This is a genomic window from Pseudomonas sp. GL-RE-29 (assembly GCF_019947275.1).
In the GTDB taxonomy this organism is placed as follows: domain Bacteria; phylum Pseudomonadota; class Gammaproteobacteria; order Pseudomonadales; family Pseudomonadaceae; genus Aquipseudomonas; species Aquipseudomonas fluorescens_A.
In genome coordinates this window covers 32522-58516 of the sequence record NZ_JAGYGD010000020.1, presented here as the reverse complement: position 1 = coordinate 58516, position 25995 = coordinate 32522, and the positions used below count along the sequence as shown (strand labels likewise).

General features: G+C 58.8%; 22 protein-coding genes. 5 read left to right on the top strand and 17 right to left on the bottom strand.

Features of this window, described 5'->3' with window-relative positions; all coding sequences use genetic code 11:
• Positions 1–168: 168 nt before the first annotated feature.
• The 11 genes from pgi to gloA form a co-directional block, all read right to left on the bottom strand.
• The gene (pgi, locus tag KGB21_RS17550; RefSeq protein ID WP_034148263.1) at positions 169–1833 is read right to left on the bottom strand and encodes a glucose-6-phosphate isomerase; all 1665 of its coding nucleotides are present in this window, start codon (positions 1831–1833) and stop codon (positions 169–171) included.
• A gap of 247 nt (positions 1834–2080) precedes the next feature.
• Positions 2081–2461 (bottom strand): aspartate 1-decarboxylase, encoded by a 381-nt coding sequence (gene panD / locus KGB21_RS17545; RefSeq protein ID WP_003228271.1) that lies wholly within the window; start codon positions 2459–2461, stop codon positions 2081–2083.
• Between the two features lie 137 nt (positions 2462–2598).
• Entirely contained in the window at positions 2599–3459 is an 861-nt protein-coding gene (panC, locus tag KGB21_RS17540; RefSeq protein WP_223506005.1) for a pantoate--beta-alanine ligase, read from the bottom strand.
• Complete coding sequence (panB, locus tag KGB21_RS17535; protein WP_034148265.1) at positions 3456–4256, bottom strand: 3-methyl-2-oxobutanoate hydroxymethyltransferase; 801 nt, start codon at positions 4254–4256, stop codon at positions 3456–3458. The genes panC and panB overlap by 4 nt, the downstream gene beginning before the upstream one ends.
• A gap of 382 nt (positions 4257–4638) precedes the next feature.
• Positions 4639–5124: a 2-amino-4-hydroxy-6-hydroxymethyldihydropteridine diphosphokinase gene (gene folK / locus KGB21_RS17530; RefSeq protein WP_034148266.1), complete on the bottom strand. Its 486-nt coding sequence runs from the start codon at positions 5122–5124 to the stop codon at positions 4639–4641.
• 2 nt (positions 5125–5126) lie between these two features.
• A complete protein-coding gene (locus KGB21_RS17525) occupies positions 5127–6527 on the bottom strand; it encodes a polynucleotide adenylyltransferase PcnB (protein WP_034148267.1) in 1401 nt (466 codons plus the stop codon).
• 736 nt (positions 6528–7263) lie between these two features.
• Positions 7264–8697: a sigma-54-dependent transcriptional regulator gene (locus KGB21_RS17520; RefSeq protein ID WP_223506003.1), complete on the bottom strand. Its 1434-nt coding sequence runs from the start codon at positions 8695–8697 to the stop codon at positions 7264–7266.
• Between the two features lie 22 nt (positions 8698–8719).
• On the bottom strand, positions 8720–11674 hold the full coding sequence (locus KGB21_RS17515; RefSeq protein ID WP_223506001.1) for a sensor histidine kinase: 2955 nt from the start codon (positions 11672–11674) through the stop codon (positions 8720–8722).
• The gene (locus KGB21_RS17510; protein WP_003176118.1) at positions 11658–11834 is read right to left on the bottom strand and encodes a hypothetical protein; all 177 of its coding nucleotides are present in this window, start codon (positions 11832–11834) and stop codon (positions 11658–11660) included. The genes KGB21_RS17515 and KGB21_RS17510 overlap by 17 nt, the downstream gene beginning before the upstream one ends.
• Before the next feature lie 77 nt (positions 11835–11911).
• Positions 11912–12808, bottom strand: coding sequence for a tRNA glutamyl-Q(34) synthetase GluQRS (gluQRS, locus tag KGB21_RS17505; protein WP_223505999.1), 897 nt, complete (start codon positions 12806–12808; stop codon positions 11912–11914).
• 100 nt (positions 12809–12908) lie between these two features.
• Positions 12909–13430 carry a lactoylglutathione lyase gene (gene gloA, locus KGB21_RS17500; RefSeq protein WP_034147119.1) on the bottom strand — a complete coding sequence of 174 codons (522 nt, stop codon included), beginning with the start codon at positions 13428–13430 and terminating at the stop codon, positions 12909–12911.
• A 145-nt stretch (positions 13431–13575) separates the two neighbouring features.
• Between gloA and KGB21_RS17495 the strand changes: the two genes are divergently transcribed.
• Complete coding sequence (locus KGB21_RS17495) at positions 13576–14100, top strand: DUF4946 domain-containing protein (RefSeq protein ID WP_223505997.1); 525 nt, start codon at positions 13576–13578, stop codon at positions 14098–14100.
• Between the two features lie 176 nt (positions 14101–14276).
• Here the strand turns inward: KGB21_RS17495 and KGB21_RS17490 are convergent, their stop codons facing one another.
• Together KGB21_RS17490 and KGB21_RS17485 are read right to left on the bottom strand one after the other, a co-directional pair.
• Entirely contained in the window at positions 14277–14642 is a 366-nt protein-coding gene (locus KGB21_RS17490) for a histone-like nucleoid-structuring protein, MvaT/MvaU family (protein ID WP_008075430.1), read from the bottom strand.
• 232 nt (positions 14643–14874) lie between these two features.
• Positions 14875–16407: an EAL domain-containing protein gene (locus KGB21_RS17485; RefSeq protein WP_223505995.1), complete on the bottom strand. Its 1533-nt coding sequence runs from the start codon at positions 16405–16407 to the stop codon at positions 14875–14877.
• A 507-nt stretch (positions 16408–16914) separates the two neighbouring features.
• On the opposite strand from KGB21_RS17485, the gene hppD reads away from it, so the two are divergent.
• On the top strand, positions 16915–17991 hold the full coding sequence (gene hppD / locus KGB21_RS17480; protein WP_034147117.1) for a 4-hydroxyphenylpyruvate dioxygenase: 1077 nt from the start codon (positions 16915–16917) through the stop codon (positions 17989–17991).
• Between the two features lie 96 nt (positions 17992–18087).
• Here hppD and rarD read toward each other — a convergent pair whose 3' ends face one another.
• The 3 genes from rarD to KGB21_RS17465 all read right to left on the bottom strand — a co-directional run bounded on the left by rarD (position 18088) and on the right by KGB21_RS17465 (position 21838).
• Positions 18088–18969 (bottom strand): EamA family transporter RarD, encoded by an 882-nt coding sequence (rarD, locus tag KGB21_RS17475; protein ID WP_223505993.1) that lies wholly within the window; start codon positions 18967–18969, stop codon positions 18088–18090.
• Between the two features lie 349 nt (positions 18970–19318).
• A complete protein-coding gene (locus tag KGB21_RS17470; protein WP_223505992.1) occupies positions 19319–20332 on the bottom strand; it encodes an aldo/keto reductase in 1014 nt (337 codons plus the stop codon).
• Positions 20333–20527: 195 nt separating this feature from the next.
• Positions 20528–21838 carry an MFS transporter gene (locus KGB21_RS17465; protein WP_223505991.1) on the bottom strand — a complete coding sequence of 437 codons (1311 nt, stop codon included), beginning with the start codon at positions 21836–21838 and terminating at the stop codon, positions 20528–20530.
• Between the two features lie 168 nt (positions 21839–22006).
• Here KGB21_RS17465 and KGB21_RS17460 point away from each other — a divergent pair, with 168 nt between their 5' ends.
• Together KGB21_RS17460 and KGB21_RS17455 are read left to right on the top strand one after the other, a co-directional pair.
• A complete protein-coding gene (locus KGB21_RS17460) occupies positions 22007–23131 on the top strand; it encodes a sugar diacid recognition domain-containing protein (protein ID WP_223505990.1) in 1125 nt (374 codons plus the stop codon).
• 203 nt (positions 23132–23334) lie between these two features.
• Entirely contained in the window at positions 23335–24477 is a 1143-nt protein-coding gene (locus KGB21_RS17455) for a glycerate kinase (RefSeq protein ID WP_223505989.1), read from the top strand.
• Positions 24478–24595: 118 nt separating this feature from the next.
• Here the strand turns inward: KGB21_RS17455 and KGB21_RS17450 are convergent, their stop codons facing one another.
• On the bottom strand, positions 24596–24955 hold the full coding sequence (locus KGB21_RS17450; protein WP_223505988.1) for a DUF6124 family protein: 360 nt from the start codon (positions 24953–24955) through the stop codon (positions 24596–24598).
• Between the two features lie 552 nt (positions 24956–25507).
• Here KGB21_RS17450 and KGB21_RS17445 point away from each other — a divergent pair.
• Positions 25508–25936 carry a hypothetical protein gene (locus tag KGB21_RS17445; RefSeq protein WP_223505987.1) on the top strand — a complete coding sequence of 143 codons (429 nt, stop codon included), beginning with the start codon at positions 25508–25510 and terminating at the stop codon, positions 25934–25936.
• Positions 25937–25995 lie beyond the last annotated feature (59 nt).

Below are 25995 nucleotides of genomic sequence, written 5' to 3'. Positions count from 1 at the left end.
GGTTCCTTCTTGTTGTTTTGGCGACAAGAGGGGAGCTGCGCGACCCTCGTAGGAGCCGGCATGCTGGCGAAAGCGATGTGTCATTCAACATTTTTGTCGACTGAGACACCGCTTTCGCCAGCAAGCCGGCACCTACAAGGTTAGTACCACACGCAGGGTCGCGTCAGATCACCCGCGGTGACGACCACGGAAGTAGTTGATCAGCCCTTGGGTGGACGCGTCGTCAGCCGGCGCTTCTTCGCTGCCGACCAGACGGTTGTAGACGCCTTTGCCCAGTTCCTTGCCCAGCTCCACGCCCCATTGGTCGAAGGCATTGATGCCCCAGATCACGCTTTGCACGAAAACTTTGTGTTCGTACATCGCCACCAGAGCGCCGAGACGACGCGGGCTGATGCGTTCCACCACCAGGGTGTTGCTCGGACGGTTGCCCGGGATCACCTTGTGCGGCGCGAGTTTCTGGATTTCTTCTTCGCTCATGCCTTTGTCGCGCAGTTCGGCTTGCGCTTCGGCAAGGGTTTTGCCGAGCATCAGCGCCTGGCTCTGCGACAGGCAGTTGGCGTACAGCCACTGATGGTGGTCGGCCACCGGGTTGAAGCTGACGATCGGCACGATGAAATCGGCCGGGATCAGTTGGGTGCCCTGGTGCAGCAACTGGTGGTAGGCGTGCTGACCGTTGCAACCCACGCCGCCCCAGATGACCGGGCCGGTGTCGGTGCTGACGGGAGTGCCGTCCTGGCGCACGCTCTTGCCGTTGGATTCCATGTCCAGCTGTTGCAAGTGCTTGGTGATGTTACGCAGGTAGTGGTCATACGGCAGGATCGCGTGGCTCTGTGCGCCCCAGAAGTTGCCGTACCACACGCCGAGCAAGGCCAGCAGCACTGGCATGTTCTGTTCAAACGGGGCGGTCAGGAAGTGCTGGTCCATGGTGTAGGCACCGGACAGCAGTTCCTTGAAGTTCGACATGCCGATGGCCAGGGCAATCGGCAGGCCGATGGCGGACCACAGCGAGTAGCGGCCGCCGACCCAGTCCCACATCGGGAAGATGTTTTCTTCACGGATGCCGAAGGCGATGGCAGCGGCATTGTTGCTCGATACCGCGATGAAGTGACGGTGCAGCTCGGCTTCCGAACCGCCCTGGGCCAGGTACCACGCGCGGGCAGCCTGGGCGTTTTTCAGGGTTTCGAGGGTGTTGAAGGATTTCGACGAGACGATGAACAGCGTGGTCTCGGCGCGCAGCTTCATGGCCAGTTCGTGAAACTCGCTGCCGTCGATGTTCGCCAGGTAATGGCAACGCACGCCTTTCTGGGCGTAGGACAGCAGCGCTTCGGACACCAGTTCAGGGCCGAGGAACGAGCCACCGATGCCGATGTTCACCACGTCGGTGATCGGCTTCTCGGTGTAACCGCGCCACAGACCGTCGTGGATGCGGCCCACAAGGTCAGTGATCTGGTTCAGCACTTTGTGCACTTCAGGCATCACGTTGACGCCATTGACCGACAGCTTGTCGCCGACTGGACGGCGCAGCGCGGTGTGCAGGGCCGGGCGACCCTCGGAAGCGTTGACGATTTCGCCGTCGAACAGCGACTTGATCGCGCCCTTGAGATCGACTTCATTGGCCAGGCCCACCAGCAAGTCGCGGGTCTCGGCGTTAATCAGGTTTTTCGAATAGTCGAGAAACAGGCCGCAACTGCTGAGGGTAAATTGAGTAAAGCGCTGCGGGTCGGCATTGAAGGCCTCGCGCATGCTGAAATCCTGCATGGCTTGGCGGTGGTCTTTCAACGCTTGCCAGGCAGGCAGAGCGGTAACGTCGTGAGGGGTGCGGTAATACGCCATCGCTGCGGGTTTCCTTTTTACTTGAACGGCTTTTATGACACTGAAAGTCCCGGAATGTCTCGACCACTGATTGGGCGAAGTCCGGTCAGCCTGCGTGCACACGATTAAATAGCGCAGACCGGTAACAGTAAACCTCGCGGGGTGATCTGTCTTGGCTTTGTCTGACCTGCGACCGGTACTTTTTTATACCGGTACGGCAGGCGAGGACAATAGAGGGGGTTTCCGGGGAGGAGAATGGCGGGTTCGATCAGGCGACCTGAACCGGAATGGCGTTGCTGGTGTGGCTCAGTTCATTGCCCGGCGCCATGTAGAGCATGCGCGGCTTGAAGTTGAGCAGTTCGGCTTCGCTGTAATGAGCGTAAGCGCAGATGATTACGCGATCGCCGACCTTGGCCTTGTGCGCGGCGGCACCGTTGACCGAGATCATGCGCGAACCCTCTTCGCCACGAATGGCGTAGGTGGTGAAGCGTTCGCCGTTGTCGACGTTGTAGATCTGGATCTGTTCGTACTCACGGATGCCGGACAGGTCCAGCCATTCGCCGTCGATGGCGCAAGAGCCTTCGTAATCGAGAACAGCGTGGGTGACTTCGGCGCGATGCAGCTTGGCTTTGAGCATGATGGCGTGCATGAGTGTTTCCCAGGTCGGAATCGAACGGCGGGCATTGTGCCCAATGGTATTGGGGGCGGCAATACGCCACAAAAGATCGCAGCCTTGCGCAAATCCATGTAGGAGCTGTCGAAGGCTGCGATCTTTTGATCTTGTCTTTAAGCTGGCGTATCGAGGTTCAGATGCAAGTTGTCGATCAACCGCGTCGAGCCCAGGAAGGCCGCCACCAGAATCACCAGATCGCGGTCTTCGGGAGTCGCCGGGCGCAAGGTCAGCGCATGGCGGATTTCCAGGTAATCCGGACGCAGGCCAGCGGCTTCGAGCTGCTTTACCTGTGCGTTGATCAGCGCCGGGAAATCCCGTTGACCCTGCTTGATCGAATCAGCGATCTCGCTCAGCGTGCGATACACCACCGGCGCAACGGTGCGCTGATCTTCGCTGAGGAAGCCATTGCGCGACGACAGCGCCAGGCCATCGGCCGCGCGAACGGTCGGCTCGCCAATGATCTGGATCGGCATGTTCAGGTCATGGACCAATGCGCGAATCACCGCCAGTTGCTGGAAGTCTTTCTGGCCAAAAATCGCCAGGTCCGGCTGGACCATGTTGAACAGCTTGCTGACCACCGTTGCCACGCCTTCGAAATGCCCCGGACGGCTGGCGCCGCACAGGCCTTCGGACAATTGCGGAACGCTGACTCGGGTCTGGCCCGCCATGCCGTCGGGGTACATTTCTTCAACGGTCGGCGCGAACAGCAAGTCGCAACCGGCTTCGAGCAGTTTTTCCTGATCGGCCGCGAGGGTGCGTGGATACTTGTCGAGGTCTTCACCGGCACCAAATTGCAGCGGGTTGACGAAAATACTCGCGACTACGAAATCCACCCGTTGGGTGGCTTTGGTAATCAGCGCGACATGGCCGCTGTGCAGGTTGCCCATGGTCGGCACGAAGCCGATGCGCTTGCCTTCGCCACGGGCGCGGGCCACGGCGGCGCGCAGTTCGCGTACGGTTTTTACGGTGTTCATGCAGAGAATCCGTGTTCGATGCCAGGGAATGTCGCCGCTTTGACTTCAGTGACGTAAGCGCTCAGGGCGGCATGAATGGTTGCCTGGCCGGTCATGAAGTTCTTCACGAATTTCGGTACGCGACCGGTAATCGACAGGCCGAGCATGTCGTGCAGGACCAGCACCTGGCCATCGGTGCGGTTGCCGGCACCGATGCCGATCACCGGAATTTTCACCGCCTGAGTAATTTCTTCGGCCAGTTCGCTCGGCACGCATTCGAGCAGCAGCATCGCCGCGCCGGCCTGTTCCAGGGAAATCGCGTCGGCACGCATCTGCCGCGCCTGGTTTTCATTACGGCCCTGAACCTTGTAGCCGCCGAGGATGTTCACCGATTGCGGCGTCAGACCCAGGTGCGCGCAGACGGGAATGCCACGTTCGGCGAGCAGGCGGATCGAGTCCGCCAGCCACAATGCGCCTTCAACTTTGACCATGTGCGCGCCGGCCTGCATCAACAGGGCGCTGTTGATCATGGCTTGCTCGGTGGTGGCATAAGCCATGAAGGGCAGGTCGGCGAGGATCAACGCATCGGTGTTACCGCGTTTGACGGCTGCCACGTGGTAAGCCATGTCGGCAGTGGTGACGGGCAGGGTGCTGTCGTGGCCCTGCAAAACCATGCCGAGGGAGTCGCCCACCAGCAGCACTTCAACGCCAGCCTGATTGCAGGCGTGGGCGAAGGTCGCGTCATAGCAGGTCAGCATGGTGATTTTTTCACCTTTTTGCTTGAGACCTTGCAGGGTGGTCAGGGTGATGGCTGGCATGAAAATGTTCCTCATTCAGGCGCTGTGGAAACTACTGCGAGTAACGCGCGTGATTCTTCGTTAAATACAGGCGCACGGTCTGTTGTCGTGCTTGTAAGGCCTGGATTGCGCCCTTCAACGCCGTGTTGGCGGCAGCGGGACGCCTATAGTCGTGAGGAGAACTCGGGAAGTCAATTGCATGTGTTACCGCATTGTTACGTCGGGGGTGTTACCGGTGGGGACTGATGCGATTCAGCAGGCTGGGTGGGGTTTGTCGCGGATTTTCGTCCTCTACAAACCAATGTAGGAGCGAGCCTGCTCGCGATGGCGTAATGGCAGTCAACATTTCTGCTGAATGCCGGATCGCTAATCGCGAGCAGGCTCACTCCTACAGGGATTTGTGTCAATTTGTAGTTAGGCGTTCCAACCCGACGAACGGGCAGTCAGCGAGCAACTCGCTGAGATGGCGACCGTCCGCCAGACGCAAATCAGCAGGCGCCAATTCAGCCAGGGGATACAGGACGAAGGCCCGTTCCTGCAGGTGATAGTGCGGCACCTTGAGGCGAGGCTCGTCGATCAGACGGTCACCGAACAACACAATGTCGAGGTCCAGCGTGCGCGGTCCCCAACGTTCAAGACGCTCGCGACCCTGTTCGTTCTCGATGGCTTGCAAGGCGTCCAGCAAATCCAGCGGCGCCAACGCACTGTCGAGGGCCGCGACCGCGTTGGTGTAACGCGGTTGGCCGGGGAGCAGCGAGTCGCTTTGATAAAACGCCGAAACCTCGACCAGTTTCGATTGCGGCAACCGCGACAGCGCTTCGACAGCGCTGCGCAGTTGTTCGGCGGGTTCAGCCAGATTGCTGCCCATGCCGATGTAGATGCGCTCCATGACTACTCGCCCGAAGCGCTCGGCGCGCCGGCAACGCGTTTGCGCTTGGAACCGCTGCTACGGCGACGTTTGCGCGGTGCGCCGGTGCCTTCGTCCTTGCCGCTGAGGTCGCGGATCATGTCGCGACGCTCGCTTTCGTTGGCGTCCTGATAATCCGTCCACCATTCGCCCAGGCCATCGGTCTGCTCGCCGGCGCTTTCGCGCAGCAGCAGGAAGTCGTAACCGGCGCGGAAGCGTGGATTGTCCAGCAGCAGATCGGCGCGTTTGCCGCTGCGGCGGGGCAGGCGTTCCTGCATGTCCCAGATCTCGCGGATCGGCATGGTGAAGCGTTTCGGGATCGCGATGCGCTGGCATTGCTCGGCAATCAACTCGTGCGCTGCTTCCTGCATTGCCGGAATCGGCGGCATGCCGCGTTCTTGCAGGCGCAGGACGCGGGCGGGCAGGGCTGGCCAGAGCAGGGCCGCAAACAGGAACGCCGGGGTCACCGGCTTGTTCTGCTTGATGCGCAGGTCGGTGTTGATCAGTGCTTCGCTGATCAGGGTGTGGGTGTAAGTCGGGTTGTATTCCAGCGCCTCGGCACTGGCCGGGAACAGTGGGTCGAACAACTGCAGGTCGACCAGCATCTCGAAGGTGTCCGCGGCATGGCCGGAGAGGAACAGCTTGAGTACTTCTTCGAACAGGCGGGCCGACGGAATCTCGCGCAGCATTGGTGCCAGGTCGCGGATTGGCGCAGCGCTGTGTTTTTCGATGCCGAAATTCAGCTTGGCGGCGAAACGCACGGCGCGCAGCATCCGTACCGGGTCTTCCTGGTAGCGCTGCTTTGGATCGCCGATCAGACGGATCAGATGATTGCGGATGTCGTGTACGCCGTTGGCGTAATCGAGGATGCGCTCGCTGACCGGATCGTAATACAGGGCGTTGATGGTGAAATCGCGGCGCTGCGCGTCTTCTTCCAGGGTGCCGTAGACGTTATCGCGCAGGATGCGCCCGCTCTCGTTGCGAGAAGACTGGTTGCTGTCTTCCTCTTCTTCGTTTTGCGGGTGGTTGGCGCGGAAGGTCGCGACTTCGATGATTTCGCGGCCGAAGTGGATGTGCACCAGTTTGAACCGGCGACCGATGATCCGCGCGTTGCGGAATTCGGCCCGTACCTGTTCAGGCGTGGCACTGGTGGCGACGTCGAAATCTTTCGGCGTGATGCCGAGCAGCATGTCGCGCACGCAACCGCCGACCAGATAGGCCTGGTAACCGGCGCCCTGCAGGCGTTCGACGATGTTCACCGCGTAACGGCTGAATTGCGCCTTTTGCAGCGAATGTTGGCCGCTATTAAGCACTTCAGGCGTGCTGCGGATGTGTTGCGTACGACGCACGGGAGTGCGGAATGACTGGAACAACTTCTTCAGCATGGGATGCACTGTTTGAAGGAATGTTCGGCCAAAAACGAAGAATGACCGCATGATGGGCGGGGATTCTAGCATTTAGTCGGGGGATGGTGTAGGACGCAGCAGATATGAGCTGTAAGCCGCATGCTTCAAGGCAGAAACGGGCTGATTCGCGGGGATTTCCAAATCGCGGAAACTACAAGGGGAGCCGAAGCTCCCCAAGAAGTAGTTGCATGCTCTATTTTTGTTATTGGTTTCGGGCTTTTTGTTTTTGTTAAGTGCCCTCGCCATGAAGCTTCCTTCATGACCCTCCCAATCGGGAGCCAAGAGCAAACGGATTGCTTTGGTCGCTGAATTGCAGTGATCTTTCGATCCAACCAGTACAGGCTCTGTCTGAGTGACAGTTTTTTGTTGTTCTCAGCCTGGTCGTGGGGCAAGCCCCAAATACAACGCCTCTCCAAAAGAATCAGTTAGCTGCGCCTCTCGCCGTCTTGTTTTTATTGTGCGTGAGTCGATTCGTCTTATTTTTATTGTCTTGTGCATTGCTTGTTATTGTTCTTGTACCAAACATATAGCAGGGTGCGTGCCAACTTTTGCGAACCCCAGTAAAACAAGGGGTTAGGCATGCTGGTGGGGTTTTAGCAGGCCAAAAAAAGCCGGGGCTTCGTTACCGTAAGCCCCGGCTTCTGTTACGTGAAAAAGCTGAGGTAACAGTTTTTTCACAAAGTCACGTGTTACCCCCACATCAGACAGGCGCGGTTCAGCTCTCGCTGGCCACCCCGGTCTTGCGTCGCGGAATGCCCAGACGCTGACGGCGTTCCCACAGGCATTTACGGCTGACCCCGAGTTTGCGCGCCAGCTCGGTTTCGGTCATGTGGTCCTGGTGTTCGAGCACGAAGTGTTGGAAATAGTCTTCCAGCGACAGGTCTTCGGTCGGTTCATGGCTGCTGTTGGCGGCAGTGTTGCCCTGTTGCGGCGCCAGGCCGATGAACTCGTCGTCTTCCAGGTCGCTCAGTTCGATGTCGATACCCAGTAGCTCGGCGGAAATCTCCGGGCTCTCGCACAGAATCACGGCGCGCTCGACGGCGTTTTCCAGCTCACGAACGTTACCCGGCCACGAGTAATGACGAATCGCTTGCTCGGCATCCGGGGCAAACTTCAGGTCGGTGCGGTTGATCCGCGCGCTCTGTCGCGCCAGGAACGCATTGGCGATTTCGTTGACGTCCGCACCGCGCTCACGCAGGGCCGGGAGTTTCAGGGCGATTACGTGGAGGCGGTAATACAAGTCTTCACGGAATTGGCCGATCTTCGCCAGGCTCTTGAGGTCACGGTGCGTCGCGGCGATCAGGCGCACATCGACTTTCTGCGACTGGACCGAGCCCACGCGACGAATTTCACCTTCCTGCAATACGCGCAGCAGGCGAGCCTGGGCTTCCAGTGGCAGTTCACCGATTTCGTCGAGGAACAGGGTGCCACCGTCCGCCGCTTCCACCAAACCGGCACGCCCGGCGCTGGCGCCAGTAAACGCGCCCTTTTCGTGGCCGAACAGTTCGGACTCGATCAGGCTTTCCGGAATGGCCGCGCAGTTCACCGAAATCATCGGTGCCTTGGCGCGTTTTGAGAGGTTGTGCAGCGCACGCGCTACCAGCTCTTTACCGGTGCCGGACTCACCCTGAATCAAAACGTTGGAGTCAGTCGGTGCCACTTTGCGAATCTTGCTGTACAGATCCTGCATGGGTGGGCATGAGCCGATGATGCCGATCTCGCCGTTGCTGTTGTCGACACCCGGTTTTGCCGCGCCATTGGCGACTTTGCCGGCAACCGGTTCACTGGCTTGCACGGTTTGCCGATCACGCAGGATTCGCGCGACAGCCTGGAGCATTTCGTCGTGATCGAAAGGCTTGGCGATGTAATCGACCGCGCCCATTTTCATCGAGTCGACGGCTGAGCGCAGGCTGGCGTAGCTGGTCATGATCAGCACAGGAGTGCCCTGGCCGAGTTTGATCAACTCGGTGCCAGGCGCGCCAGGCAAGCGCAGGTCGCTGACGATCAGGTCGAACGTGGGAATGGTGAAGCGTTCTTGTGCTTCCTGCACTGAACTGGCTTCGCTGACCTGATACTGGTTACGTTCCAGCAGGCGGCGCAAGGCGGAGCGGATAATGGTTTCGTCTTCGACGATCAAAATGTGGGGCATTGATTCGATACTCTCGACGGTCTCAGTTCACAGCGGACGTCGCTTCGACATGACGCGGCAATGTCACCCGGATACGGGTGCCGCGTTGGCTCTGAACATCAGCCGGGCTGTCGATGGTGATTTGTCCATAATGCTCTTCAACGATGGAATAGACCAGTGCAAGGCCCAGACCGGTGCCTTCGCCAGGATCCTTGGTGGTGAAGAAGGGTTCGAACAATCGGTCCATGATGTTCTTCGGAATACCGCTGCCTTCGTCCTCCACGATCAGATCGACCGTGTGCTCGCCGGCTTCGCTCTTGACCCGCACCGCACTGCCGGGAGGCGAGGCGTCACGGGCGTTTGAGAGCAGGTTGATCAACACCTGGGCGAGCCGCTGCGGATCGCCTTCGACCCAGTGATCGGGGTCGCACAGGTTGTAGAACTGCACTTCGAAATTGCGTCGGTTCAGGGCCAGCAGGCCGATGGCATCTTGAGCGACCTCGGCCAGACAAACGGGCTCGTCGCTGTGCTGGTGGCTGCCGGCATGGGCGAAACTCATCAGCGACTGGACGATGCGCGACACACGTTTGGTCTGCTCAAGGATCTGCCCGCTGATTTCTTTAAGTTCGCCGTCTTCTTCACGCTCTTCGCGCAGATTCTGCGCCAGGCAGGCGATGCCGGTGATCGGGTTGCCGATTTCATGGGCCACGCCGGCCGCCAGTCGGCCGATGCTGGCCAAACGTTCGGAGTGCACCAATTTGTCTTCGAGCATCTGGGTTTCGGTCAGGTCTTCCACCAGCAACACCAGGCCGCTGTTGCCCGGCGCGAGCGGTTCATCGATCGCTGCTTTGTGCAGGTTCAGCCAGCGGGTCTGCCCGTCGAGGGCCAGGTGCTGTTTGTGCAAGTGTTCGTCCGGGACGTTGATAAAGCCTTGTAACAACTCCTTCCATGGGTTGGCAATGGTACTTAGGCGCGAGCCGACCACGCGCTGCGCGGCGATGCCGGTGAGTTCCTCCATGGCTTTGTTCCACATGAGGATTTCCTGGTCCTTGGCCAGCGAACAGACGCCCATCGGCAATTCTTGCAGGGTCTGGCGGTGATAGCGGCGCAGGGCATCGAGTTCGGCGGCCAGGCCGGTCAGGCGCGAGTGGTAATCCTCGAGGCGACTTTCAATGAAGTGGATGTCCTCGGTGACATAGTTTTCGCCGCCCGCCTTATAAGGCAGGAACGTCTCGACCATGTCCTGAGCCACACTCGGGCCCATCAGGCCGGAAAGGTTGGCTTCGATCCGGTCACGCAAGCGACGCAAGGCATAAGGTCGGCGTTCGTCGAACGGCAGGTAGAGGTCGCGCAGCGCCTGCTCGACTTCCTTTTGCGCAGCCTTGGCGCCCAACGGTTTGGCCAGTTGCGTGGCAAATTCCTGGGGCGAGGCGGCGTGCAATTCGCGGCGCTGCGGGCGACGCACGTTGTCCACAGCGCAGGCTTCGGCGGCGCTGGCTTCCTCGGTGCTGGCGTTGGTGAACAGCGAGATCAGGGTGAACATCAGCACGTTGGCGGCCAGCGAAGCGATCGCTGCCATGTGCCAACTGGTGTCGTCGAGCACGTAGATCATGTTCAGCAGTGGAATGTAGAAGCCTTGCAGATTGCCGACCAGCGGCAGGAGCATGGTCACCAGCCACACCAGAATCCCCGCCAGCAACCCGGCGATGAAGCCGCGACGGTTGGCGGTCGGCCAGTACAGCACCGACAGCACGCCGGGCAAGAACTGCAAGGTGGCAACGAAGGCGACGATGCCGAGGTTGGCCAAGTCTTGCTCGGCCCCCAACAGCAGGTAGAAGCCGTAGCCGGCCATGATGATCGCAACGATCAGCGCTCGGCGCGTCCACTTCAGCCAGCGGTAGATGTTGCCTTCGGCGGGAGGCTGGTACAGCGGTAACACCAGATGGTTAAGCGCCATCCCCGACAGTGCCAGGGTGGTAACAATGATCAGGCCACTGGCAGCCGACAGCCCGCCGACGTACGCCAGCAATGCCAAGGCCTTGCTGTTGGCGGCGATGCCGATGCCCAGCGTGAAGTATTCCGGGTTGGTGGTGGCGCCGAGTTTCAGGCCGGCCCAGAGAATCAGCGGCACCGCTAGGCTCATCAACAGCAGGAACAGCGGCAAACCCCAGCTGGCGCTGACCAGCGAGCGCGGGTTGAGGTTTTCGGTGAAGGTCATGTGGTACATGTGCGGCATCACGATCGCCGAGGCGAAGAACACCAGCAGCAGCGTGCGCCACGGGCCTTCCTGCAATGGCGTATGCAACGCGGCGAGGGCGGTCTGGTTTTGCAGCAGCCACAACTCCAGCTGTTGCGGGCCGTCGAACACGCCGTACAACGCATACAGGCCGACACCGCCGAGGGCGATCAGCTTGATCACCGACTCGAAGGCAATCGCGAATACCAAGCCTTCGTGTTTCTCGCGGGTGGCGATGTGGCGGGAACCGAAGAAAATCGTGAACAGCGTAATCAGCGCGCAGAAGCTCAGGGCGACGCGATGTTGCACCGGCTCGCGGGTCAAAATACCGATGGAGTCGGCCACCGCTTGAATCTGCAACGCCAGCAACGGCAGCACGCCGACCAGCATGAAAATTGTCGTCAGTGCACCGGCCCAGGTGCTGCGGAAGCGGAAGGCGAATAAATCGGCCAGGGACGACAGCTGATAGGTGCGAGTTATCTTCAGGATCGGGTAGAGCAGAACCGGCGCTAGCAGAAACGCCCCGGAAACGCCCAGATAGCTGGACAGAAAGCCGTAGCCGTACTGATACGCCAGGCCGACCGTGCCATAAAACGCCCACGCACTGGCATAGACCCCCAGCGACAGGGTGTAGGTGAGCGGGTGGCGAATGATCGCCCGGGGGATCATGCCCCTTTCACTGATCCAGGCCACGCCGAACAGCACCGCCAGGTACGCGGCGCTGATCAGGATCATCTGGGTCAGGCTAAAGCTCATCGGCATCTTTTTGGCTCTGCAGGATGAAGGTCACGACGATCAGAATCAGCCAGAGCAGATAAGGGCGATACCAGGCGCCAGTGGCGTCGATCCACCAATCCATGATGGCTGGGGAAAACAGATAAATCCCCACTACCAAAAGCAGGACCAAGCGATAGATGTACATCCCGGCCTCTCTTTTTTATGCGCGTGCCCGAAAACGTGGGGCGATGGTAACGGATGGGCGCGTCACTGCAAGTACGATCACTGTAGCTGGGCCTCGGGCAGGGTCAGTGTGCGCGGGATCAGCAAGGCGTCCCAGTGAGCGATGCCCCAGTTCAACACCTCGCGCGGCGTGGCGTAAGCCAGTTCGACGCCAGGCTTCTGCCCTAATGCGCGCAGTGCCCGCAGCAGCAACGGCGTGGCTTGATCTTCGATCAACGGTGGTGAGCGGTAGGACTTGCCGAGTTTGTTGCCATCGGGCTGAGTGATCAGCGGGATGTGCAGGTAACGCGGCTGGCGCAGGCCGAGCAGTTCCTGCAAGTAGAGCTGGCGCGGCGTGGAGTCCAGTAGGTCGGCACCACGGACGATGTCGGTGACGCCTTGCCAGGCATCGTCCAGCACCACCGCCAGTTGATAGGCGTAGAGCCCGTCACGGCGGCGAATCACGAAGTCACCGACATCCCGGCCCAAGTGCTGATGGAACTCGCCTTGCACCCGATCTATGAAGTGGTAGTCCAGTTCGGGGACGCGTATGCGAATGGCGGCGTCTTCGGTGCCATGCCCGGCATTGCGGCACAGTCCCGGATAAATGCCGTGATACGGCTCCAGCTGTTTGCGCGAGCAGGTGCAGGCGTAGGCCAGGCCGTGATTGAACAGGCGATTGAGCACTTCGGCATAGGCATCGTGGCGATCGCTTTGGCGGACCATTTCGCCATCCCACTCAAAGCCGTAGCCTTCCAGAGCCTTGAGAATCGCCGCCTGAGCGCCGGGTTCTTCTCGCGGCGGGTCAAGGTCTTCCATGCGCACTAACCAGCGGCCCCCCACCGAGCGCGCGTCGAGATACGAGGCCAGCGCAGCAACCAGCGAACCGAAATGCAGATGGCCGCTCGGCGTGGGGGCGAAGCGCCCGATGTAGGTGGGGGAAGTGGTGGAGGTCATGGGCCAGATATTACGCGATCAGCATTTCGTGGGAGCCGGCTTGCTGGCGATGGCGTCTTTGAAATCGCCATCGCCAGCAAGCCGGCTCCTACGGGACGTCTTACAGCGGCGCTGGCTGGATGATTTCGACCCAATAGGCATCCGGGTCCTTGATGAACGCCAGGCTCTTCATGCGGCCATCGGTCAAGCGCTTCTGGAAGTCGCAGCCCAGTGCTTCAAAACGCTCACACGCAGCAACGATGTCGGGCACCGAAATACAGATGTGGCCGAAACCGCGCGGGTCGGTGTTGCCGTTGTGGTAGGCGAAATCCGCGTCGTTCTCGGTGCCATGGTTATGGGTCAGTTCGAGAATGCCGGGGATCGATTTCATCCACTCGGTGCGAGCGGCGGCATCCGCCGGGATCTGGTTTTTGTCGACCAGCGCCAAAAAGTACAGGCTGAATTCCGCTTCCGGGAAGTCGCGTTTTTCCACCAGCGAGAAACCCAGGATGCGCGTGTAGAAGTCCAGGGACTTGGTAATGTCCTTGACCCGCAGCATGGTGTGGTTGAAGACAAACTTCTGGGTCGCGGTGTCCGGTTGTGCGGTGACGCCGGGGAAGGTGTTCAATTCTTGCAGGCTCATGGGCCCTCCGGAAAATAAGTGGGGCTAACGAATGGCGACAATGATACGCAAGGGCTCTGACATCACCAAACCAAAACCGTCGGCTATTGCCTGACGGTCGGTCGAGGCTCAGACTTCAGGGCACAATTGGTGGGTGCTCATTGCAATGATTCGATTCTGTAAAACGCTGTTCGTCCTGGTGGGTGTGCTCTCAGTCGCTGTCAGCGCTCACGCCGATGTACCGGTCATTACGTGGCCAGTTGGCTGGCAGGTCGAAGAGGTTCCGCAAGGTGATGCCGCTTCTACGGTCAGCCGTCAGCGCGCAGTGAAAAACGACCAGGGTGGTACGCCTGTGATGGTCATGGAGTTGACCATGACCCAGGTCGAAAGTGGTCATCAGGTAAACCTCGAAGGCGTGTTACTGGAGATGCGCAAGTCGGTGCAGAAAGACTTCTTTCAGGGCGGATATCAAAGTGCCTGCAACAAGATTCATTCGGCTACCTTAAGCCGCTTATCGGCGCTGGAAACAACCTGCACCATCACGCAAAACGGTCGTCACGTGCTCTCTCAAACATTGGTCGCCGCAGTGGATGGCGATAAAGCCTACGTTCTTTCCTACGCGGGGCAGGCGCAGGCTTATAAGGCCAGCCAGGACGAAATAGAGGCGGCTCGTAACGGCTTGAAACTTTAGTTGAAGACTTCAATGGCAGTGGTTTTCAGCTCATGCTGAAATATTTAGATACCCGAAAGGGTTAAGCACAAAGTTGGTCGGCAAGTAGCGAGTTGATCGACCCACATCGTTGCATTTAGATGGTGTTCATGAAAAAGCCCTGCATTGGCAGGGCTTTGTTTTTTCAGCGCGAGTGGTTAGCCGCGCAGCCAGGAGTCAACGGTGGCGGCACCGTATTGTTCCTTCCAGGCTTTCAGGCCGCGATGGTTGCCGCCCTTGGTTTCGATCAGTTCACCGGTGTGCGGGTTCTGATAAACCTTGACCACGCGAGCGCGACGGGTTTTAGGCGCAGCGGCCTGTTGCAGACCGGATTTTGCCGGGTTCGGATCGAGAATGGCGATGATGTCGCGCAGGCTTTTGCCGTAGGTTTTCATCAGCCCCTGGAGCTTTTCTTCGAATTCGATTTCTTTCTTGAGCCCGGCATCGTTCTTCAGGGATTCAAGCTGCTTGAGCTGTTCTTGAAGGGCCTTTTCAGCTGCACGAAATTCAGCGAGTCTGGACAATATCTTTACTCCAATAGTGTGTTTGGCTGAAACCAACCGCAAACAAAGCTATAAGCCAAGAGCCTTGTAGCGACTCGGTGATAATGGCTCACCTGACAAATTATCGCAGGCATGAAAAATTGTAGTAGTTAATTGGCCAAGAGTAAATCATGACTTTTTCTTCATGTAACAAGTGTAGTCTTTTGATTCAATTTGGTGCGTATATCGTTGTCTCGTCACATAAAATCGCTAGTTAATGGTCGCTTAATGCACTAATGAATTCCGCGCCAGGCATCGGTTTGCCGTAAAGATAACCTTGCAAGAAATTAACGTTATGAGCGGACAGGTAATCACTTTGCTCTTGGGTTTCCACACCTTCGGCAACCATTGCCAGGTCAAGCTTGGCCGCGAGTTCGATGATGCTGTCCAGAATATGGCTGGACAGGGTATCGATGCCGATCATGGCGACGAAGGTCTGGTCGATTTTCAGGAAGTCGACATTGAACTGACGCAAGTAGCCAAGGCTGGAATGACCGGTGCCGAAGTCGTCGATGGCGATCTTCACGCCCATTTCATGAAGTTGCTCGAAGAGTTGATGGGTGAGGGCCGTGGGCTCAATCAGTTCGCGCTCGGTCAATTCCAGCACCAGATGGATAGAACCGGGGGCAAACGCATCGAGAAACGCCCGGCAATCCTTCAGCAGTTCCAGGTTCTGGCAATGACTGGCAGTGATGTTGATCCCGATATGAAAGGGTTCTTCGAAAGACGCGGACAGCGGTGCAAACAAGCGGGCGGTTTGCTGCATGATCGAGCGAGTCATTGGCACGATCAGACCGGAGTGTTCGGCAAATGGAATGAACAGATCGGCGCGAACCAGGCCTTCTTGCGGATGCTTCCAGCGCATCAACACTTCCATGCCCGACCACTTTTTGCTGTCGCCGTGCACAACCGGTTGAAAATACGGAATGAATTCCGCTGCTTCCAGCGCCCGCTGCATTTCATGGCTGGGGGACGAGGTGCGTTTCTGTAAAAAGTATCCGATCGATCCGGCAAGCACGCCGAAAAAGATCAACAAACTGAACAGTGGCGGATACTCACGGCTCATGTAACGCCAGATTTCCCCGTCGGGAAAACCGGCCGCCACGCTGAAGGCATAGCGTGAAGAGGCGAGGTTGTTTTGTGCGACCGCAAACGTAGGCAGGGCGTCTTCGTGGAACTTGCCGTCGGCGCTCAACCAATGGGGGCCGACTTCCAATACCAGCAATGTCTGGCGACCTATCAAGCGCAAAACATTGCTCAGGTGGTAACCATCCAGCGCGCTCATCGCGCCTTGTTTGCCTTCGCTGAGCCGATAGACCAGCAGCGCGGTATCGGGCGTGACCGGGTTGCCCTTCATCAGCAGCAACTGGCCTTGGGTGTAGTCACCGGGGGTGATCTTTTCGTCGATGTCGCCGAACAAGGAACTGCAGTAGATGGTGTTGTCCCAGACCAGATTGGTCGAGCGCACAAAGGGGCGACGGGTGACTTGTTCGCGCAAGGCCAGGTTGACGTCGAGGCAACTTTGCCCCGCCAACGGCAGTAATTCACGCGCAGCCTGGGCCGTATTGTCGAGCATCAGGTCGAACTGGCGTATGGCTTCTTCAGCGGTGTGTCGAGTGCTGTGGTCGAGTACGCGTTCGGCCTGCATATAAAGGATGGCAAATCCGAGCATCACCGGGAGCAAGCCGCTCAACAGCGTGATAGCCACCTTTGTGCTGTGTTTTCGGCGTGTGGATTTCAGTGGCATTTGCGAAACCTGTGTAAATGAAGTCGGGCTCTCAAATGCTGGCAGGTCACGACGCCTCCCAAAAAGAGTTCAAGTACGGGCCATGATAGTTGGCGCTTGGCACTTGTGCCGTTCATCCGGAGCATAAGCGCTCGGCGAGGTAGATGAAAGCAAGCGGCAGCGCTGACGCTGCCGATATGCCTGGAAGGAGGGCTGATCCTGGTGGGGATTTTCCTCTGCAACAAACCCCTTGCGCAGGCAGTGAAAAAGGGGATTTGATACAGAAGGCGGACAAACCAAGTTACGCTGTGTAGAATCAGGTTACGCATACAAGAATAATCGTCTTCTGGCAGCAGAAGCCTCGCCCGCAAGAGCCTTGGGTCGACAATGAAGATATTTGGGTTCCAATTGATCTACGGTGACTTCCTCGCCCGCAGCGTGCGGGGCATCTCCTGCGCGCCACCCACCGGTCTCAGCATTGCTAGCAACTGACATTTGTTAATTCTAAAAGCATGATGAGGCGCCAAAATGGCAGATTTATACGAAAACCCAATGGGCTTGATGGGCTTTGAGTTCATCGAATTCGCATCGCCAACCCCGAACACCCTGGAGCCGATCTTCGAGATCATGGGCTTCACCAAGGTGGCGACCCACCGCTCCAAAGACGTGCACCTGTATCGCCAGGGCGCGATCAACCTGATCCTCAACAACGAACCGAACAGCGTCGCCTCGTACTTCGCCGCCGAGCATGGTCCGTCGGTGTGTGGCATGGCGTTCCGCGTCAAGGATTCGCAAAAAGCCTACAAGCGTGCCCTGGAACTCGGCGCCCAGCCGATCCACATCGAAACCGGCCCGATGGAGCTGCACCTGCCGGCGATCAAAGGCATTGGCGGCGCGCCGCTGTACCTGATCGACCGTTTCGGTGAAGGCAGCTCGATCTACGACATCGATTTCGTGTTCATTGAAGGCGTTGACCGCAACCCGGTCGGTGCCGGTCTGAAGATCATCGATCACCTGACCCACAACGTGTACCGTGGGCGCATGGCCTACTGGGCGAACTTCTACGAGAAGCTGTTCAACTTCCGCGAGATCCGCTACTTCGACATCAAGGGCGAATACACCGGCCTGACCTCCAAGGCGATGACCGCGCCGGACGGCATGATCCGCATCCCGTTAAACGAAGAGTCGTCCAAGGGCGCCGGGCAGATCGAAGAGTTCCTGATGCAGTTCAACGGCGAGGGCATCCAGCACGTTGCTTTCCTGGCCGATGACCTGATCAAGACCTGGGATCACCTGAAAAGCATCGGCATGCGCTTCATGACCGCGCCGCCGGACACCTACTACGAAATGCTCGAAGGCCGTTTGCCGAACCACGGCGAGCCAGTGGGCGAACTGCAAGCGCGGGGCATTTTGCTGGACGGTTCGTCCGAGTCGGGCGACAAGCGCCTGCTGCTGCAGATCTTCTCGGAAACCCTAATGGGGCCGGTGTTCTTCGAATTCATCCAGCGCAAAGGCGACGATGGTTTCGGTGAGGGCAATTTCAAGGCGTTGTTCGAGTCGATTGAACGTGACCAGGTTCGTCGTGGTGTTCTTTCCACCGACTGATTCTTGGTAAAGATCAAAAGATCGCAGCCTGCGGCAGCTCCTACAGGGGAATGTAAAACCCATGTAGGAGCTGCCGCAGGCTGCGATCTTTTGTTTTTAAGGCCTGCGCTGCCGCATCAAATGCTTGAACCCTTCAAACACTAACACCAGCACCGCCATCCAGATCGGAATGTAGGTCAGCCATTCTCCTGCCTTGATACTTTCCCCCAGCAACAACGCGACGCCGAGTAACAACACCGGTTCGACGTAGCTCAACAACCCGAACAGGCTGAACGGCAGCAAGCGACTGGCGATGATGTAGACCACCATCGCCGAGGCGCTGATCACGCCAAGCAACGGGATCAGCAGCGACAGCCACGGGTGCTGATCAAACACATTGAAGCCTTGTTCGCCACTCTGCACGAACCAGAATGCCACGGGCAGCGTCAGGGCCATGTCCATCCATAACCCGCCGAGGTTGTCCGTTGCCAGACGCTTGCGCAGGACGAAATAGGTTGGATAGCCAATGCACACCAGCAAGGTCGCCCAGGAAAAACCGCCGACCTGGTACAGCTCATTGATAACCCCGAGACAGGCGAAAAACACCGCGATCTTTTGCAGGTAAGACAGGCGTTCGCCATAGGCGAGCCGGCCCGTCAGGACCATGGTCAGCGGCAACAGGAAATAACCCAGCGACACATCCAGGCTGTAGCCATTGAGCGGCGCCCACATGAACAGCCAGAGTTGCACGCCGAGCAGCGCAGAGGAGGCGATCAGCGCGGCCATCAGTTTTGGCTTGGCCATGACGCGTCGCACAATCTCGGCCACCCGTTTCCATTCCCCGGACACGACCATGAACACCGTCATGCACGGCACGGTCAGCAACATCCGCCAGCCAAAAATTTCCACGCCACTCAACGGGGTGAGCAGCGATGTGTAGTAATACATGACGGCAAACAGCACCGAGGCTGTGACCGATAAAGCGATACCTTTAGACAAACTGTCCTCGCGAAGTAGACGGTAAAACGGGCTGCGGAGGATACGTGGTTTTTGTGCTGAATATTGGCCGGTTGATCGATATTTTCAACATTGCTGCCAGGACTCAAAACCCTGTAGGAGTGAGCCTGCTCGCGATGGCGGTGAATCAGCCAACATTGATGTTGAATGTGAATCTGCTATCGCGAGCAGGCTAGCTCCCACAGATTTCAGACGAGTATTGAACGATCAATCAACACGGACCTTGTGGGAGCGAGCCTGCTCGCGATAGCGATCTTCCAATCAACATCTCTGTTGAATGTAGTACCGCCATCGCGAGCAGGCTCGCTCCTACAGTGGGTTTTGTGTTGCTTCAGTTAGCGCGTGGTTTACGGCCAGACACAAAATGACTCACGTCGTTGAATCCCGGTGTCGAGGCATGCCCCGGTGTCACCAGCGAATCGATAAACGCTTCATCCTCAGCCGTAATCTTCACCGCCTGCGCCTTAGTGTAGGCATCCCACTGTTGTTCGGTGCGCGGGCCGACGATGGCCGAGGTGACGGCGCTGTTGTTGAGAACCCACGCGATCGCGAATTCAACAATGCCGACGCCACGCTCTTGGGTGTATTGCTGAATCTGCTGAGCAATGCGCAGTGACTCCACACGCCATTCGGTTTCCAGGATGCGCTTGTCGGCTCGACCAGCTCGGCTATTGGCGTCCGGTTTTACATCGGGCGCGTACTTGCCGCTGAGCACACCGCGCGCCAACGGGCTGTAAGGCACGACGCCGAGTCCGTAGTTTTGCGCGGCGGTGATCTGTTCGGTTTCAGCCTGGCGATTGACGATGTTGTACAGCGGCTGGCTGATGACGGGACGGTCGACACCGAGTTTGTCGGCGATGCGAATCACCTCGGCGATGCGCCAGCCACGGTAATTCGACAAGCCCCAATAGCGGATTTTGCCTTGGCGAATCAGATCGCCGATGGCCGACACCGTCACTTCCAGCGGCGTGTTGTGGTCTTCGCGGTGCAGGTAGTAGATGTCGAGATAGTCGGTACCCAGGCGCGTCAGGCTGGCGTCGATGCCGTTGAAGATGTGCTTGCGGCTCAAGCCGCTGCGGTTCGGCACGCCGTCCACCGGACCGAAACCGACCTTGGTCGCCAGCACCCATTCGTGGCGGCGACTGGCGATGGCTTCGCCGACGATTTCTTCGGAGTGGCCGTTGGTGTAAACGTCGGCAGTGTCGATGAAATTGATGCCCTGATCCCAGGCCTTGTCGATGATCCGCAGGGAATCTTCGGTGCTGGTCTGTTCGCCGAACATCATGGTGCCCAGGGTCAGGGTGGACACCTGCAAACCCGAATGACCCAGCGTGCGGTAGCTCATGAGGAAATCCTTTTGCCGGAGGGAAAGGCTCAATCAAATACCAGAACAATCGCGGGTATCAAACAGAAATATCAAGCACCGCAGATCAAACTGTGGGAGCGAGTTTGCTCGCGATGGCGCAGTGTCAGTCAACAAAGATGTTGAATGTTAAACCGCAATCGCAAGCAAGCTCGCTCTCACAGGGATTTGTGTTGATCAGGCGCGCAGGGTACGGGTCATGCGCAACGCCAACAAACTCCCGCAAACAATCACACCCGCCAGCAGATATAACGCCGCATCGGTCGAACCGGTGCTGTCCTTGACCCAACCCACCAGGTACGGGCTGAGGAACCCGGCCATTTGCCCCATGGAGTTGATCAACGCCAGGCCGCCCGCAGCAGCGCCAGCACTGAGCAGCGCCGTCGGCACCGGCCAGAACATCGGCAGGCCGGTGAGGGCGCCCATGGTGGCGATGGTCAGACCGAGGATGGCGATGGCCGGGTTGGCGGCGAAGTTCACCGCAATCAGCAAGCCCAAAGCGCCCATCAGCATCGGCACCACCAAGTGCCAGCGGCGTTCTTTGCGCAGGTCGGCCGAGCGACCGACAAACAACATGAACAGCGCGGCCAGCAGATACGGAATCGCACTCAACCAACCGATCACCAGGTTATCGCCGAAGCCCAGGTTCTTGATGATCGACGGCAGCCAGAAGTTGATCGCGTAGACACCGCTCTGGATGCAGAAATAGATCAAACCGAACGCCCAGATCGCCGGGTTCTTGAACACCGCCAGTAGCGAGTCGGTGGTGGTTTTCGGCTTGTTGGCCAGATCTTCAGCGTGGTCCGCTTCCAGCACCGAGCGCTCGAACGGCGTGAGCCATTTGGCATTGGCGTAACTGTCACTGAGCAGGAAATACGCCAGCGCACCGAGGATCACCGTCGGAATACCTTGCAGCAGGAACATCCACTGCCAACCGGCCAAACCACCTTGACCCGCCGCGAAGTGATTCAGAATCCAGCCAGAGAACGGGCTGCCGAGCAGGCCGGACACCGGGATCGCCGACATGAACAGCGCCATGATGCGGCCACGGCGGAAGGTCGGGAACCACTGCGAGAGGTACAACACCACGCCCGGGAAGAACCCGGCTTCGGCCGCGCCGGTGAACAGGCGCAAGGTGTAGAACTCGGTTGGCGTGGTGACGAACAGCAGGCAGGTCGACAGCGTGCCCCAGGTGATCATCATCAGCGCAATCCAGCGCCGAGGACCGAATTTGGTTAACGCCAGGTTGCTCGGTACGCCGCACAGCACGTAGCCGATGAAGAAGATTCCGGCCCCGAGGCCGTATACGGTTTCGCTGAATTTCAGTGCGTCGAGCATCTGCAGCTTGGCAAATCCAACGTTCACCCGGTCGAGGTAGTTGAACAGGTAGCAGATGAAGATGAAGGGGATCAAACGCAAGGTAATGCGCTTGTAGACGGCGTTTTTATCGTCAGCGATGGCCTGGGACGCTACGGCGCTCTGTGACATGGCGGCTCTCTCTTTATTATGATTTTTTGCGATGCAAAGGGTAACGTTGATCGCCCAGAGAGTCTCGACCACCCTCGGGGCTGCTGTCTTTGTGCCTGAGCACAGGGTTTGCCACCAAGGCCTGTGCGGCTGAACAACCCGTTCCACATCCGTTTCAAGGAACCCGCTATGTTCGAACTCGATCACGACCTGGCCCAGGACATCGTCGACCGGGCGATGGCCATCCTGCCGTACAACGTTAACGTCATGGACAGCCAGGGCCTGATCCTCGGCAGCGGCGAGCCGGAGCGGGTCAACACCCGGCATGAGGGCGCGCAACTGGTGTTGGCCAACGGCCGCGTGGTGGAAATCGATGCGCAAACCGCAATCCACCTTAAAGGCGTGCAGCCGGGCATCAACCTGCCGCTGATGCTCGACCAGCGTTTGATCGGCGTACTCGGCATCACCGGCGAACCCGAGCAATTGCGCACCTACGCCGAACTGGTGCGCATGACCGCCGAGATGCTGGTGGGCCAGCGCAATCAGCAGGCCGAGCAACAATGGCGACGCCAGCGTTGCGATGATCTGCTGGCGTTGCTGCTCAGCGATGCCGGCAGTTCTCCGCGATTGATCGACGAAGCGCAACAACTTGGCCTCAAACCGCAAATGACGCGGGTGCCGTACCTGTTTGAATTAGGCCTGGAACACGGCCCGGGGCAAACCGTCGAAGCACTCAGTGCCTGGCTGACCTCGCGCTACCCGGACAGCTGGTGCGTGAGTTCGGCCAAGTCTTCGTTGCTCTGGTGCCGGCCGGCCAATCAGAACATCGAAAATGATCGGTTGCTGGAAAAACTCGACGGCCTCGGCTGGAACATCCTGCGCATTGCCGTGGGCGGGCAGGCTGATGGGTTGACGGGATTGCGCCGTTGTTATCGTCGGGTCGGCGACTTGCTGGCCTATGGGCGCGATGTCTTGCCCCAATCGCGCTTATTGACGCTGACCCGTTATCGACTGCCGGTGATGCTCTGGCGGCATCGCAACGACGATGCGCTGGACGAATTGCTCAACCCGTTGCGCAAGGTCATCGCCAAGGACAACAACGGTCAGTTGTTGGCGACCTTGCGCAGTTGGTGCGAACACGACGGCCAAAGTCAGGCCTGTGCTGAAGCGCTGGGCATTCATCGCAACAGCTTGCGTTATCGGATGGAGCGGATTGCTGAGCTTAGCGGCGTTGATCCGTTGAAGCTGGACGGGATGCTGGCGCTGTATCTTGGCGTACAGCTCCTCCCGCAAACCGACACAATTCCCTTGTAGGAGCCGGCTTGCTGGCGATAGCGGTGGGTCAGACAACGTTGATGTTGAAGGTTCCGACGCCATCGCCAGCAAGCCGGCTCCCACGGGTATTACGTCGTTTTTGTGGGAATGAACAATAATCCTCTGTGCGGCTTGTGCAGCAGCCCGGCGTTATTGTTCGGGTCGACTGGCAGCATGATCTCCATAACAACCGGAGAGTACCCATGAAAATCGTCATCGCCCCCGACTCGTTCAAGGACAGCCTGAGTGCGCAAGGCGTTGCTGATGCCATCGCCCTTGGACTCGCCGACGTCTGGCCCGACGCGCAACTGATCAAATGCCCAATGGCTGACGGCGGGGAGGGGACGGTCGAGTCGGTGCTGGCGGCGTGCAATGGCGAATTGCGCCGCACTGTGGTTCGCGGGCCATTGGGCGCGCCGGTGAATGCCGCGTGGGGCTGGTTGCCCGACAGCCACACCGCCATCATCGAAATGGCCGAAGCCAGCGGTTTGCAGTTGGTGCCGTTGGGGCAGCGCGATGCGCGCATTGGCAGCACGTTCGGCACGGGTGAGTTGATTCGCGCGGCGCTGGACGCTGGCGCACAACGGGTGATTCTGGCCATTGGTGGCAGTGCGACCAATGACGGCGGCGCCGGCGCGATGCAGGCGTTGGGCGTGAAGCTGCTGGATGCACAAGGTGAGTCTTTGGCGCCGGGCGGCTTGGCGCTGGCGCAATTGGTGCGCATTGATCTCAGCGAGTTCGATTCACGCGTGGCCGCCGTGCGCTTCGACATCGCGGCGGATGTGAACAATCCACTGTGCGGCCCTCACGGCGCTTCGGCGATTTTTGGTCCGCAAAAAGGTGCGTCCCCCGAGCAGGTTCAGCAACTGGATCAGGCGCTGGGGCACTTTGCCGATCACTGCGCCAAGGTGTTGGAAAAAGACCTGCGCGACGAACCCGGCAGCGGTGCGGCGGGCGGATTGGGGTTTGGCGCCAAGGCGTTTTTGGGCGCGCATTTCACGGCCGGGGTTGAGGTGGTGGCCGAATTGGTGGGCCTGGCGGGTGCGGTAAAAAATGCCGATCTGGTGATCACCGGGGAAGGGCGTTTCGATGCGCAAACCCTGCGCGGCAAGACACCGTTTGGTGTGGCGCGCATTGCTCGGCAACATGGCGTGCCGGTCATTGTCATCGCCGGGACGTTGGGCGATGGCTATCAGCAACTGTATGCCCACGGCATCGATGCCGCGTTTGCCCTGGCGAGCGGGCCGATGACGTTGGAACAGGCCTGTGCCGACGCGCCGCGTTTGCTGCGTGAGCGAGCGACGGACATTGCTCGAGTCTGGCAAGTGGCTGTCCGCCAACGCTGACTCAACTGTGGCGAGGGAGCTTGCTCCCGCTGGGCTGCGAAGCGGCCCTACAATCAGCGGCTGCTGCGCAACCGAGCGGGAGCAAGCTCCCTCGCCACAAAAGCTCCGTTAACGTTGACTATTCCGGTGGATCAATCTGATCCAGCACTCGGTTCGCCGTGATCTCCGCCAGCATCACACTGTTGGAAATGCCCAGCAGCGCATTGCGTGAGCCGCCGTCCAGATGATCGACCAACTGATGAACCATCACGTCCACCGAGGCCAGCGTTTCCACCAGGTACACCATCAGGGTTTCGCACGAGGCTTCGGGGTCGACGGTGAACAGCGTGCTGACCGTGCGCGGTGTGGCTTTGATGTCGGCAATCGAGGGGAAGTGGAAGTCGAGGGCGCGTTCGGCGGCTTCGTTGAGTTTTGTTGAGTCGGATTCGTACGGGGAGGTTGGATCGGTTTCGGGCGGGTTCGGCGTTACTTTGAACATAACTAGATCCTTACATGGAGTGCTATCCCTTTTGCTGCTAAACGGAAGGGGTGGCAGCTGTACGCAGGTTAGCAGACCGGGGATCTAGTAAACCGGCGCGCCCGAAGGCGCCCTGCGCACAGCTACCATCGAGTGCAGACACGGGAATGCCTGACTGATAGTGCTTGTGCATTTCACTAGAAAACCACCGGGCTGCTAAACCCGATCACTGACAATCAGTGACACGAATCAAGTTACCGATGACCCCCAGAGCGCACAAGCCGGCGGATTCTGGCGTACCCGTAGGCAACGGCGCAAGGTCTTGTGGCTTTCAGGAAGTATCCTTAAACGCCTTTAAACGGGCGCATCGCAGTCCTCCCCAACGCGCAAAAAAAGTAGCGCTACCTGTCAACTTTGACAGTTACGCACTTTCGTAAAACACGGTTTACTCCTCCCAAGCGCAGAACGACGGGATGCGTTTGGGTAGTGCCCGGTTTGTATTCGGTCTGCTTTTCCGGCCCAAGCCCCATGGCAATTCATGGCGCCAGGTTTTTGAATACGGAGAGCGACAACATGGCTGGTTCAGATAAAAAAGAGCAGCAGCTTGCGACAGGCCAAACCCCCTCCGGCGGGGCAACGCCGCTGGACGTCCAGCCCCCGGACGTGAAGCATATTGTGATTGACGGGGACGCATCCGGGCTTATTCTCAGGGCAAAACTCGATACCGATCAAACCATCACCCTTGCCGCGTGGTTCGGCGGCAATCCGCCCGACGGCGAAACAGATAAATTCAGACTGCAGATCGCCCGCAAGGGGAGCAACGAGTGGGAGACGTTACTTCCCGAGCGCACGTATACCGGTGGTACTTCCTGGCAGCCACTGCTATTCACCTTGCCCAGCACGTTCATGCTGGAGCCGGAGAACGAAGGCGGATTTGACCTCAGGTACGAACATGAGAACTATAACTTTGTGACGGACCACTCCGCTCGGGTGCCCAGCTGAATCTTTTTGACGGACTGGGCCGCACTCAAAAAGAGACCGTTGGATTCGACCAGGTTCAA